This is a genomic window from Pseudomonas sp. LBUM1672, assembly GCF_059695655.1.
Window position 1 is genome coordinate 3246079 of the sequence record NZ_CP166781.1, and the last position, 12630, is coordinate 3258708.

The 12630-nt window shown below is 61.4% G+C and carries 10 protein-coding genes; 1 reads left to right on the forward strand and 9 read right to left on the reverse strand.

Translation table 11 applies throughout. The features are described 5' to 3' along the window. Positions 1-21: 21 nt before the first annotated feature. The 5 genes from ACA053_RS14730 to ACA053_RS14750 form a co-directional block, all read right to left on the reverse strand. The gene (locus tag ACA053_RS14730; RefSeq protein WP_497392899.1) at positions 22-2511 is read right to left on the reverse strand and encodes an efflux RND transporter permease subunit; all 2490 of its coding nucleotides are present in this window, start codon (positions 2509-2511) and stop codon (positions 22-24) included. 31 nt (positions 2512-2542) lie between these two features. Next, positions 2543-3613, reverse strand: a complete 1071-nt coding sequence (locus ACA053_RS14735) for a WD40/YVTN/BNR-like repeat-containing protein (RefSeq protein WP_497392900.1) — start codon at positions 3611-3613, stop codon at positions 2543-2545. Positions 3614-3681: 68 nt separating this feature from the next. Continuing rightward, on the reverse strand, positions 3682-5040 hold the full coding sequence (locus ACA053_RS14740) for a DUF1329 domain-containing protein (protein WP_109631568.1): 1359 nt from the start codon (positions 5038-5040) through the stop codon (positions 3682-3684). Positions 5041-5078: 38 nt separating this feature from the next. Next, the gene (locus ACA053_RS14745; RefSeq protein ID WP_497392901.1) at positions 5079-7094 is read right to left on the reverse strand and encodes a DUF1302 domain-containing protein; all 2016 of its coding nucleotides are present in this window, start codon (positions 7092-7094) and stop codon (positions 5079-5081) included. A 131-nt stretch (positions 7095-7225) separates the two neighbouring features. Beyond that, positions 7226-7792, reverse strand: coding sequence for an RBBP9/YdeN family alpha/beta hydrolase (locus ACA053_RS14750; RefSeq protein WP_497311561.1), 567 nt, complete (start codon positions 7790-7792; stop codon positions 7226-7228). A 259-nt stretch (positions 7793-8051) separates the two neighbouring features. On the opposite strand from ACA053_RS14750, the gene ACA053_RS14755 reads away from it, so the two are divergent. Then, complete coding sequence (locus tag ACA053_RS14755) at positions 8052-9101, forward strand: AraC family transcriptional regulator (RefSeq protein WP_497311562.1); 1050 nt, start codon at positions 8052-8054, stop codon at positions 9099-9101. A gap of 137 nt (positions 9102-9238) precedes the next feature. Here the strand turns inward: ACA053_RS14755 and ACA053_RS14760 are convergent, their stop codons facing one another. From ACA053_RS14760 to ACA053_RS14775, 4 genes are read right to left on the reverse strand one after another with little or no spacing between them, the layout of a single operon-like run. After that, the gene (locus tag ACA053_RS14760; RefSeq protein ID WP_109631576.1) at positions 9239-10249 is read right to left on the reverse strand and encodes a YeiH family protein; all 1011 of its coding nucleotides are present in this window, start codon (positions 10247-10249) and stop codon (positions 9239-9241) included. Further along, on the reverse strand, positions 10246-10572 hold the full coding sequence (locus tag ACA053_RS14765) for a Rieske (2Fe-2S) protein (RefSeq protein ID WP_497311563.1): 327 nt from the start codon (positions 10570-10572) through the stop codon (positions 10246-10248). The genes ACA053_RS14760 and ACA053_RS14765 overlap by 4 nt, the downstream gene beginning before the upstream one ends. Continuing rightward, positions 10569-11231: a DsbA family oxidoreductase gene (locus ACA053_RS14770; protein WP_109631581.1), complete on the reverse strand. Its 663-nt coding sequence runs from the start codon at positions 11229-11231 to the stop codon at positions 10569-10571. Before ACA053_RS14770 ends, ACA053_RS14765 begins: the two co-directional genes overlap by 4 nt. Further along, a complete protein-coding gene (locus ACA053_RS14775; protein WP_497392902.1) occupies positions 11228-12547 on the reverse strand; it encodes an MFS transporter in 1320 nt (439 codons plus the stop codon). Before ACA053_RS14775 ends, ACA053_RS14770 begins: the two co-directional genes overlap by 4 nt. Between the last annotated feature and the right edge of the window lie 83 nt (positions 12548-12630).

Consider the following 12630-nt stretch of genomic DNA (forward strand, 5'->3'; position numbering starts at 1 on the left):
TTTATTCGCTTTAGTACAAACCTACGGGTGTGCCCCAACAAGTTCCGCCGGGCGTTCGGTGGCCCTTGATGGAACGGGTGCAATGTTTCGCAGCAGGAAATGCGACAGCGCCGGGATAAGGATCAGCGCACCGAGCATGTTCCAGAGGAACATGAAGGTCAGCAGGATGCCCATGTCCGCCTGGAACTTGATCGGTGACCAGGCCCAGCACACCACTCCGGCGGCCAGGGTGATGCCGACCAGCCCCACCACCCGGCCGGTGAACGACACCGCGTTACGGTAGGCCTGTGCCAGCGGCAAGCCCTGGCGCTGGTAGTGCAGCTGCACGCTGAGTAAATACAGCGCGTAATCCACGCCGATCCCGACCCCCAAAGCGATCACCGGCAACGTCGCCACCTTCACGCCGATGCCCATGACCACCATCAAGGCCTCGCACAGTATCGACGTCAGCACCAGCGGCAACAGCGCCACCAGCGTGGCGCGCCAACTGCGGAAGGTGATCAGGCAGAACAGCGTCACCGCCGCGTACACGTAAAGCAGCATCGTATGGTTGGCTTCACGTACCACAATGTTGGTCGCCGCCTCGATACCGGCGGTGCCGGCGGCCAGCAGAAATTGTCGGTCCTCGGTGCTGTTTTCCCTGGCGAATCTGTCGGCGATGGCGACCACTGCGTCCAGGGTTTCAGCCTTGTGGTCCTTGAGAAAGGCAATCACCGGCATGACCGAACAGTCGGTATTGAACAATTCCGGCGCATTGACCGAGGCCTGCTGCGCGGCATAGTTCAGCACGTTCTGGTTGCGCTGGATGCTGTTCAGCTTGGGGTTGCCCTCGAACGATCCAGCGGTGATCTGGCGCACCGCGTTAACCAGCGATGAAGTCGCTTGTACACCCGGGTATTGCTGCAGCTCCCAGGCCAGGCGGTCAGCCAGGATCAGCGTCTGATAATTCAGGCAGCCTTCCGGCGGGGTCTTGATCATCACCGCGAACAGGTCGCTGGACAGCGCATAGTGGCTGGTGATGTAGGCGTTATCGCGGTTGTAACGCGAGTCCGCGCGCAACTCCGGGGCGCCGCTGTCGAGGTCGCCGATCTGCAGTTGCAGGCTGACCACGAAGCCCGCTATACCCAACGCCACAGCACCGAGCACGATACCCATGGCCCACTTGCGGGTGGTGAAACGGTCGAGCAAATCCCACAGTTTGCCAAAGCCGCGACTCTGCGCAGCGCGGTTGTCGATCTTCAGTGCGCGCTCGGCAGCCTTGGCGCCAACGCCGATGTAAGACAGGGCCACCGGCATCAGCAACAGCGATGTGAAGATCAGCACCGCGACGCCGATACTGGCAGTAATCGCCAGGTCCTGAATCACCGGAATATCGATCAGCATCAACACCGCAAAACCCACCGCGTCGGCCAGCAACGCGGTGACTCCGGCGATAAACAGACGCCGGAAGGTGTACCGCGCCGCCACCAGTTTATGGGTGCCAAGGGCGATGTCCTGCAGGATGCCGTTCATCTTCTGCGCGGCGTGGGACACGCCAATGGCGAAGATCAGGAACGGCACCAGCACCGAGTACGGATCGATGGCGTAACCCAGCCAGGCCACGATACCCAACTGCCAGACCACCGCCGTCAGCGAGCAGAAAATCACCAACAATGTGCTGCGCAGGCAACGGGTGTAGAGGTAGATGATGACGAACGAGGTGACCACGGCCAGACCGAAAAACATCATCACCTGGATCAGGCCGTCGATCAGATCACCGATCAACTTGGCAAAGCCGATCACGCGGACCTTGTACTTGCCCTGCCCCTCCTCCCCCGCCTGGCGTGCCTTGCTGTCGCCGGCAAACTCGATCTTGTCGCGCAGTTGCTCTTCAAGCATCTGCGCGAACGCGTGGTAATCGATGCTGTGACCGGTCGCCGAGGTCTTGTCCTGCAGCGGCACAATCAACATGCTCGATTTGAAATCGCTGGCCACCAAGCTGCCGACGATGCCCGCGCGGTTGATATTCTGGCGTAGCTGTTCGATGTCTTCGGGGGAGCCGTGGTACGCATCGGGCATCACCGGGCCACCCTGGAAACCTTCCTCGGTCACTTCGTTCCAGCGCACCGAAGGGCTCCACAATGACTTCATCCAGGCGCGGTCAACGCCTGCGGTGAGGAACAAGTCGTCGTTGACTTGCTTGAGCACGGCCAGGTATTCGGGGTCGAAAATATCGCCCTGGGTATTCTCCACCACCACCCGCACGGAACTGCCCAGGCCGCGCAACGATTTGCGGTTCTCCAAAAAGTTTTTAATGTAGGGCTGGCTCTGCGGAATCATCTTTTCGAAGCTGGGACGCAGCTCCAGGCGGGTAGCCGCCATGTAGCCCAGGACCAACGTGATCAACGCCATGAACAGCATGAACAGCGGGCGGTAATTGAATACCCAGCGCTCCAGCCGGTTGCCGGAGTGCTGATCGAAGTCACGCAAGTGGCGGATCACCGGCATGGTGTCTTGCTTGATGTTTGCCATGTCTGGGTACTCGCTCTTATTGATTCGGTTGTTACTTGACGTTCAGTACGCGTGCACCACGGCTGCCCACCAACACCAGGCTGCCGTCGGACGCCTTGATGGCGCCGGCTGATGGGGACAGGTTTTGCTGAGGCACCAATGTCAGGCGCGTGCCGTCTACGTGGACCAGCATTTGTCCTGCCTGGCTAAACAGCAGGTATCGACCCTTGGCGTCCACCGTGGCAGTGGAGATGCTGACCTGCAGGCCGGTCTTGAGCGGGGTCCAGCTGGAACCGCCGTCGAGGCTGCGAAACACATGCCCGCGCAGACCGTAGACAAGCACTTCGCCGGGCCGGCCAATCGCGCCGAAAAAGCTGCCCTGATACGGCGAATCGAGTGCCACGAAACGCTGGCCCGGGTCATCCCACTTGAGCAACAACCCCTGTTCACCAACGATGTAGAGCGCATCCCCTGTCGAGGCGATGGCATTGAGGTGCAACCCTTGCGGGTTGTTGGTGCGGTCCTGGAACGGTGTCCAGTGATGACCGCCATCGTCGGTACGCAGAATCAGGTTGAACGCACCGACCACATAACCGGTTTTTTCGTTGGCGAACCAAACGTCGAGCAGCGGCTTGTCGGCGCCCTCCTCGGTCAGCCGCTGTCCGTCGGCGGCGAGTGTCGCCCATTGTTCATTGGCCGGTTCGGCACGGGCCAGCGCACCGTAATGTTCAACCAGCAACGCACCGATCTGCCGACCGTCCAGTTGTCTGGTCCAGGTTTCTCCGGCATCGCTGCTGTGCAACACCACGCCATCATTGCCGACCGCCCAGCCCTGGGCTGCTGAAGGAAAACTGACGGCATTGAGGTCGGCACTGACCGGTACGGCGGCCTGTTGCCAGTCTTTGCCGCCATCATCGGAATAGAGAATGTGGCCACGTTGCCCGACGGCGACCAGCCGCTCTCCCGCACGGGCCACGCCCAGCAACGGGCTGCTGACCGCCAGGGCGCTGGCCTTGGCCGGCTGGTCCAGCACGTCGACGAAGCTGGTGGCGTGAGCAAAGCCCTGCAACAGAGCAAGGGCCATGCCCAGCGCCAACTGCCGGTACTTTTTGTACGAACACATACGGCGTCCTCATGAAAAAACGGTGCCGGGCGCACGTCGCGTGCAGCCCGGCGTTGCAACAGGTCGCTTTAGCGAATACCGGCGCCCGCCAGGGACTCCGGCGACCACTGCGCCTTGGACAGCGAGTCGATGTAACGGATGCCGCCGTAAGGGCCCACCACACCGTTGATGTTGTAGGACCCGCCGATCAGGTCGTAGATCATGAAAGGCGTGGAGTCAGGAACCTGCTTGTCATAGCTCTGGCTGAGGAACGCGAAAGAACCACGGTAGAGCTGACCGCGCGCGTCGTACTGGTCAGAAGCCAGTGCGGCCCAGCTGTCTTCATCCAGGTAGAAGCGGCGCTTCTGATAGACGTGACGTGCACCTGCCTTGAGGTTGCCTTCCACCACCCACACGCGGTGTTTCTCCCAGCGTACGAAGTCGGGCGCAAGGTGATTGGGCGTGGTCAGGCTTTTCGGATCCTGGGCGTAGGTCAATTTGTAGGTGTTGTACGGCACGATCATTTCTTGCTTGCCGACCAGCTTCCAGTCGTAACGATCCAGTGCGCCGTTAAACACAAACACATCGTCGTAAGTACCGGCGCCGGCAGTCCCCGGGTTCGGCGTGTCGTACGCCAGGTTCGGCGCCAATTTGACGCGGCGCTGGCCCGGCAGGTACTGCCAGGCGCGGCGCGGCTGCTCCAGCGGGTTGGCCGCATCCTTGAGCATGATCGACTCGCCGGCCCGACGCGCCGGCCCGGTGTAATACAACTTCATCTGGTAGTACACGTCAGCGCTGCTGATGGGCTGCGCCATATTTTCGTAGATCGGGTAAGTGATGAACGCCTGCCCCGTGGTCGCCAGGCTCGCCACCCCGGCCGAGTCGACGTTCCAGGAGTCGTACTTGGAGTTGATGTTGACGCCCTGATAACGCAGCAGGAAATTCCACATCGCCTCGCTGCCCGATTGCGGAATCGGGAACGGCACTCCGGGCAATACGTTGTCGATGGCCAGCCCGCCTTCCAGCGACTTGGCGCCATTGGCGTTCTTCACGCTGTTGTCCAGCACCGCTTGCGGCAAGGCGACGGTGCGATGGGTCGGGTAGACATCGACGCGGTAGCTGGGGAAGCGCTTGGCCAGTTCAACCGTGGTGGCACTGAGCATGCCCTTGTACTGATCAACGTTCTTGCCATCGATCACCAACACCGGTTTCTCGCTGGCGAAAGGGTCCGGACGCATGCTGTCGCCGGCCTTGAAACTGGCCGGGGCGGTGGTCAACCCGCCGGCATAGGCGGGAATGGAACCGTCGGCGCTGGCGGCTTTTTCGGCGCCGATCAGGGTCAGGCTGCTGCCCAGCCGGGCGGCTTCTTGTGTCGATACGGCTGCCTGTACATGAACGGCAGCGGCCATGGCCAGGGACGCGGCCAGCAGAGTTGGGACGAATTTCATGGGTCATACTCCTGCTTAGTGACTAAGCATTGGGTGAATCAGAAGGTGGTTTTCAGCGTCAGGTACAGCGCGCCACGGTCTTCGGTGGTCGCACCGCCGCCCGAGAAGGCTGAATAGCCACCGGCGTAGCACGCATAGTTTTCGTTACCGCTGAAGGCGTTCGGCGTGGAGCCGTCGCCACTTCCGGCGTTGGCCGCACCGGTGCTGTTGCCGCTGACATTGCACTTGTCAGCCTTGCCGAACGCGTCCACGTACTTGAGGTCGACGAAGTACTTGTTGTAGATCGCTGCACCAACGCCTAACGCATAGTTGCCGGTGTCTTTCGCGCCACCGCCAGAGACCGGGGAAACACCGTCCAGCCCCACGTTGACGGACATCGGCAGGCTCATGTCCACGCCCGGGAATACCTGGTACCAGGTCGGCGTGAAATTGACCGCGATGCCCCAGTTGTCACGGGTCGGCGCATCGAGACCGCGGTAAGTACTCTTGCCCTTGTAGAGCGCTTCATTCTTGTCATCGAGCTTGAGGAGATTGCTGTAATAGAGCTCGGCGAGCAGAACGGCCGAGTCGAACACCGGGGTCTTGGGCAGGGTCATCAGGCCGTTGATCGTCCAGTGCAGCGTGTCGCCGGTGGCGCTCATGCTGTCGCCATCGTGCGGGGTGTCGTAGATGACACCGGTGGCCGCAGTTCGCGGAGGCAACAGACCGAGGCCTCGGCCCAGCCCAAGCGGACTGCTGGTGCTGACAATCGCCGGGATACTGGCCAGCGGCATGTGATGGCGGATGTTCAGGTCACTGCCGACGCTGATACCGCCGATGTCCTTGGACAGGCTCAGGCCAAAGATGTCGATCTTGTCGGAGTACGCCAGTTGATAGGTGGCGGTGCTCAGCGAGTTCAGCGTGTTGACCACCGCCGGCACTTGACCTGCCGGGGCGGTGCCATTGGCATTGGCCGAGCTCAAACCTCTGGCGTCGAGCCAGGCCTGAGGCAAAATGTCCGACGTCTGGCGGTAGTAAACGCCAAGAGTGCCGTCCAGCCAGGCGGGCGACCATCTGGCCATAACGCCCCAATCGCCAGAATTACGAGGTGTCAGGTCATCGCCACGGCGCACGTTGGTCAATGCGTTGCAAGGTGCCAGGCCGCAACCCAACGGGCTGCCTGGGACCACGGAATTGGTGTTGCCCAGCAGGAACGACTGCGCGCCGAAACCCACCAGATCGGAACCGCCATAGTAGGTGCCCGCCTCTGGCAGGCGCGCGGCATCCCAATCGAAGAAATACTGGGCTCCTACTGTCAGCTCGGGATTGACCGTGAAGGACATCGACATCTGGTTGCGCGGGACAAACAGCTCCTTGGCCTCGGTGCCGGGCGATGCCGCCAGCTTGGCCAGGTCCAGGCCAGCCTGGCCGTAGCTGATCGAATGCACCGGGTTCAGGATGGTTTCGCCCCAGAACACGTTGTGTTGCCCGGCCTTGACGCTGAACAGCGACTCCTCGCCCACTTCGGTGCTGTAGAACACGAAGGCGTCGAGGATTTCACCGGAGGGACCGGTGTAGTAGCGCTGGGCGTAGTTGCTCAGGTGTGGGCTGCCGTTGCCGACATTGTCGCGAGTCACCGGCGCCAGGCGCGGGTCATTGGCGACCAGGCCCGAGGTGCCGCCATTGCCGTTGACGAACGGGTTGGAGTTGGAACCGGTGTTTTCATACGCCTTGTCGTACCAACTCGCGGCACTGACACGAAAACCCATGTGGTCCTTGTAGACCACATCCATCTCGGTCAACAGGTCGACACGGTGGGTGATGTTGGTCCCGGCCTTGCGAAAGTTGTAGTCGCCGTCGTTGTTGTTCGGCGTGCCCAGCATGCGCTTGTCCGCACTTTCGGTGCGCACGCCGTAGTTGTACTTCACGGTGTTATCAAAACGCACGGCCCAGTCAGGATTGCCGGTATCGAGCTCGACGGCGTGGGCCACCGGCATGGATGCAGCGAGAATGGCCAGGGCCAACAGACTGTGACGCGAAGGGTGTGTGTGGCCGTGACTCTTATTGTTATGCATTACGGTGTCTCCGCCATGTTGTACTTATTTTTAAGCGCAGCTTTCCTTGCACAGGCCCTGGTGAAAGGGCCGGCGTTTGTTTCTCGCGTCAGAGCAGTTGCCGGACGTATCGCGGCCGGCCAGATGCCTGACTAGCGATCCAGTTCGAGAATGAGTGCTTCGGCTTGCGGGCAATGGCCAAAGCCCGAGGCAGGGTTGAGGTGGCCGACCTCGCCGAGGTTGACCAGTTCGCTGCCCCAGTCGCGGGCCATTCGGGTGACGGCCTCGAGGCTAGCCAGGTGATCGTTGGTGCTGCCCGCGACGATGCTGCGAAAAGGCAGCTCGCCGGCAGGCAGAGGGTCCCAGCCGTGGGTTCGAAGGGTTTCAGCGGACGGATAGCCCTGGGGCCAGGAGGCATTGAGGTCCGGCGGCGTGGCCAGTAACGCACCCTTGATCGGGGCGCGATGCCGGGCCGCCCAGTGCGCGACCATCAGCACGCCGGCGCTGTGGGCGACGAGAATCACCGGGCCGTCGATCTGCTCCAGTTCATGCTGGATCGCCCGGACCCGGGCCGCGCAGTCGAGCTTGTCGGTTTCAAGCGGCGGGACGCTGCGCACGTTGCTCAACCGGGCCTCCAGCAGCGTTTGCCAGTGCTCGGCAACGTGGTCGCGCAGACCCGGTACGATCAGAACGGTTGCGGCAGTTTGCAGTTTGTTCACTTGAACACCTTCGCCTTCACGATGACTCGACTGGCTGTGTTGCCAGAATCTTTTTGTAGGTCCGACATTAAAGAGCCCACACCTGGTTCGCTTTTCATTTGACGACAGCGATTTTTCTTTTGATGACACCGGGATTGCCGCCGATGAGTCGTCGTTGAGAAGCTGAAAACGCCTCTGCAAAAACTTTTCATTTCATGACGTGCTGGCTATAGTCGGCCACGCTCATTTCCATCGAGTCCCTACCAGGAAAGACTTCTGCATGACCAAGCTTGTTCGCGCCGCCGTCTTGACCAACTACCTGGAAGTGGCCCACTACCTGGCGCTCAACCCCCATGATTTGCTGGCGAACGTCGGACTGAGCAAGGCCCGCCTGCAAGCCCCCGAGCATCGTATTCCGATCGATTCGGCGGTGCGCCTGCTGGAGGATTCGGCGGCGGCCAGCGGTTGTCAGACCTTCGGCCTGAGCATGGCCGAATCGCGTCAGCTCTCGGATTTCGGCGTCGTCAGCCTGCTGCTGACTCATCAGCGAACGCTGCGCGATGCGTTGCACGTGTTGGTGCATTACCGCCACCTGATGAACGATTCCCTGGCGATCTTTGTTGAGGAAGCCGGCAGGATGGTGATCATCCGCGAGGAAGTGGTCACCGAGTCACCGATGCCCTGCCGACAAGCCAATGAACTGGCAATCGGTGTGATGTTCCGGCTCTGCGCCGCCCTGCTCGGTGCGCATTGGCACCCCTACAGCGTCAACTTCACTCACCAGGCTCCGGACAACCTGCAGCTGCATCGGCGCCTGTTCGGTTGCAACCTGGAATTCGGCAGCGAGTTCAATGGCATCGTCTGCCCCGATGCCAGTCTCGACATGACCAACCCTCAGGCCGATCCGGCCATGGCCCGTTACGCCCAGCGCTACCTGGACTCGCTGCAGAGCCCCGAAGGGCCGTCGACCCTGTTCGAAGTGCGTAAAGCCATCTACCTGCTGCTGCCCATGGGGCGCGCCACCATCGAGCAAATCGCCCAGACCCAGGGCATGAACGTGCGCACGCTGCAGCGTCGCCTTAAAGACGATGGCTGCGCGTTCAACGACCTGATCAACGAAGTGCGCCGCGACCTGGTGCTGCGTTATCTGGAGAACCCGAATTACTCGCTGGGCCGGATCGCCGACATGCTCGGTTATTCCATGGCGAGCTCTTTCACACGCTGGTTTATCACGCAATTCGGCATGCCGCCCGCCACCTGGCGCAGCACGCAAAAGCCCGGTCTTTCCAAGGCCTTGACGGACACCCCACCCTCCCCTGGCCCCACATAATCCTGAGCAAAAAAAACGGCGACTGCTGGTGCAGTCGCCGTAAAAAACCGGTGCTTGTGACGCCGGTCGAGTGCCGCACGACGCTGGAGTTAACGCAATGCGGCGGCTGTGGAACAGGGTGCGGCATGCCGTGGGACTTACATCCCCCAGCGCAGTAAAAGCAGCACAAGAATCACAAGGAACACGGTCTCCCCCACCATCAGCAGGATCGGCTTGAGGCCAACGGCGGCCAGTTCCTTGAGTTGGGTTTTCATGCCCAGGGCGCTGATCGAAACCACTAGGCACCAGCGCGACAATTCATTGATCGCCCCCTGCACCTGCGGCGCGACCCATCCGGTGCTGTTGATACAGGCCAGAATCAGAAAACCGACAGCGAACCACGGCAACAGCGGCGGCCGTTTGCCTGTGGGGTCGGCACCTTGCATTCGCGTAATCATGGCCGCGCAGACGATCACTGGCAGCAGCATCGCGACACGCATCAACTTGACGACCGTGGCCGTATCGCCGGTCTCGGTCGACAGGCTGTAACCAGCGCCGACCACCTGGGCGACATCGTGGATGGTCGCGCCCAAAAACACCCCGGCCACCTGCGGCGACAACGACAGCCAGTTGGCGATCATCGGATAGACGATCATTGCCAGGGTTGAAAGCGCCGACACCCCAATCACGGTAAATAACGTGGCACGCTCTTTCTGCGGATGGTTTGGCAGCGCCGCCGCCAGCGCCAAGGCCGCCGAGGCACCGCAGATGGCGGTCGCCCCGCCAGTGAGCATGCCGAACAAACGCTGAAAACCCAGAGCCTTGGCCGCGATCACCGAGACGCCGATGGTCACGACCACCAGAATCACCACCAGGGCCACCGGCTTCCAACCCAGCGCCGCCATCTGTTCAAGGGTGATGCGCATGCCCAGCAACGCCACGCCGATGCGCAATACAGTGCGCGCCGTGAACTCGATACCGGCCTTGCACACGCCGTCACTCGCCAGGAAGTTGAGCGCCATGCCCAGCAACAAGGCAAACAGCATCACCGGCGCACCGTAATGCTCGGACAGAAAGGAAGCGGCAGCCGCGACGATCAAGCTGACGATGAAGCCGGGCGCCAACTCGCGCGTTCGGCTATGGATTCGGGTGAGAGCAATGGCGCTCATGGCGCGGACTCCTGGGAAACGATGACAATAAAGGCCTGGTCGTCGACCACCTCGACCGGGTAGTTGGCGACTTTGAGTGCGTTGGAGTTGAGCAAATAGCCGCTGGCCAGATCGAAACGCAGCCCATGGGCGCAGCATTGAATCGTTCGCCCGTCGAGGCGCCCGCCACACAGCGAGGCGCCTTGGTGCGGGCAGCTATCGTCGATGGCGAACAAATGCCCGTCGACGTTGAACAGCGCCAGACTTTTGTCTTCAAACTCGAACAGCGCACGGCCACCGGCCTGCGGGTGTTTGCCGACAGGTACGGGAATACGTTTGATCATGCCGGCTGCCGCTCGCGATCACTTTCCTTGAGTGCTTCATTCATGGCCCCGAGCAGCGCCTGGGCAGGTTGTGCTCCGATCACTGTCATACGGCCGTCGAACTGAAAGCCTGGCACGCCACTGGTCGCTCCGGGGAATCCGTCAAAAGGCGTGGCGTCGCCCTTCAGGCAATCGAGCACCGTGTTCGTATCGACGCCGCAGGAGCGGGCAATCGCGAGCAACGTCTCACGGCAACCGAGGTTTTCGCCTTTGCGGAAATAAGCGGCGAACAGTCGTTCGAGCAACATTTCACGCTGAGTAGCATTGCCCAGCGCGCTGACCCGCTCGAACAAACGATGGGCGTCAGCGGTGTTGGGCATCGTTTCGATGCGGCCGAGGTCGATGGCCAGTCCAACTGCCCTGGCAGCCTGCTGAACCTGGGCCTGACGCACGGTCATGGCGCCGGCATTACCCAGACGCTTGCGATAGAAATCGGCGAAGGGTTCACCTTCTACCGGCAACTGAGGCAGCAACTGCACCCCATGCCACGCCGTGGTGATCTGCACACCCGGATGGCGACTGCGAAACTGGACCTGCGCATGCTCCAATTGGCGCTTGCCGATCAAGCACCAGGGGCAGATGAAATCGAAAAACACGTCAATCCGTAAACGACCACTCACAACTTCACCTCGCACGCTGCTGTACCGGGCACGTCATCGACGCGCTCATCCCTCATCCGAGTGATGTCTTTGTGGTAATGACACAGGGCATAAAAAAACACCGCCGCCGCCAGGACACTGACGAGGGGCACCAGTTGGAAGGCGCCGTGCAGGCCGATCACATCGGACACTCGGCCGGTGATGAACGGCCCTGGCGCCAGGCCCAGCATGTTGTTGGCCAGGGTCAAGGTGGCGAACGCCGTGCCGTGGACCGAGTGATGGGTCAGATTGGCAACCATGGCCCCGGCCGGGCCGGTGGTGCCCGCGGCAATCAGCATGCCCAGGCAGATCATCCCCAGTTGCGCAGGCCCCGGCGGCAACGCGAAGGCCAGCGACAACAGCACGCAGCTGCCCAGGCAGTATGCGATGGCCAGGGACACCTTGCGCTCCGGTGAATGACGGCACAGACGGTCACTGAGCATGCCGCACAGGATCATCCCCACGCCGCTGCACAGCACGATGATCGCTGCCATGCCCCCGGCTTTGTCCGTGCCCATGTCGTAGTAGCGATTCAAATAACTGGGCATCCACACAATCACCGTGCCGCCGACGAACAGTTGCAAGCCGCTGCCAACATAAGTCGCGATCACAGAGCGGCTGGAAAACAGCGTACGCAACGGGTGCTTGATCGTCGCGGCGGCCTTGCTCACCAAGCGCTGCGGGGCGATGCGTGCTTCCTTGACGATGATCGGGTAAAGCATTGCCAGGACCAGGCCGAACAGCGCCATGCCGGCAAACGACCAGCGCCAGCCAAGCTTGGCCGCGATGGCGCCGCCCAGGGCCATGCCCAATACCGATCCAAACATGCCGCCCGCCATGAAGGCACTGGCCAGCGTGGCCCGCATGTGTTTGGGGAAGACGGAAATCACCACCGCGATGCCGACGCTGCCGTACGCCGCTTCGCCGACGCCGACCATGAACCGTGCAATGAACATCTGCTGATAGTCCTGCGCCACTGCGCAGCCCAGTGTCGCCAGACTCCACAGCAAAGCCATCAGCGCCAGGCTCTTGACCCGGCCGAAGCGATCCGCCAGCAATGACAGGGGAAATGTCAGCAGCCCCACCATCAGCGCGACAATGCCACTGAGCAGGCCGAGCTGACCGTCGCTCAGGGACCATTCGCCCTTGAGCATCGGAAACACCGCGTTCAGCACCTGGCGCGACATGTAATCGGAAATCAACAGCCCGAACGTCAGGGCGAAGACTATCCAGGCATATTTGCGCGCAACCACGACAGCACCGTCGTCATCGTCTGCGGCGATTGGGTGAAAGGCCATGCAGCCTCCTCAAAGCTTTGTTTTATTGTTGTTATCAAGCGTGTTGCAGTGCAGTGAGCGGGAGGCCACTGACCTCCCCCTTC